The 348-nt window shown below is 41.1% G+C and carries 1 protein-coding gene; it reads right to left on the reverse strand.

Annotated elements, in window-relative coordinates; translation table 11 throughout:
- On the reverse strand, positions 1–329 hold a 329-nt coding region (locus ACNKXV_RS13615), incomplete at its 3' end, for a succinylglutamate desuccinylase/aspartoacylase family protein (RefSeq protein WP_417908269.1).
- Positions 330–348 lie beyond the last annotated feature (19 nt).

A 348-nucleotide genomic window follows, 5' to 3' on the forward strand; every position in this document is an offset into this window, starting at 1 on the left:
TTCCGAAATGATTTTTCGATATGCTTGGAGTGGACTACATAGTGAGTTCCAAATGCCTTAGCAAGCTCCAAACCCACTTTATCCTTGAAATCCACCCGGATTTGTGGATGATTGGAAAGCATCCTTCCTCCAGTATGAAAGTCAATTCCAAAATCAATCAATGGGATCACTTCTTCGCTCAATATAAATGCGATCCTCGATGCCAAGGATCCCTTTTTACTACCCGGAAAACTTCGATTCAAGTCTCTACCGTCAGGGAAAGTCCTGCTATTGGAAAGAAAACCATAGATGTTGACTAAGGGAATAATGATCAGTGTCCCACGCTTCAACTCTAAATTATCATCGAAT

Origin of the sequence: Christiangramia aquimixticola, from assembly GCF_048285835.1 — a bacterium.
Classification (GTDB): Bacteria; Bacteroidota; Bacteroidia; order Flavobacteriales; family Flavobacteriaceae; genus Christiangramia; species Christiangramia aquimixticola.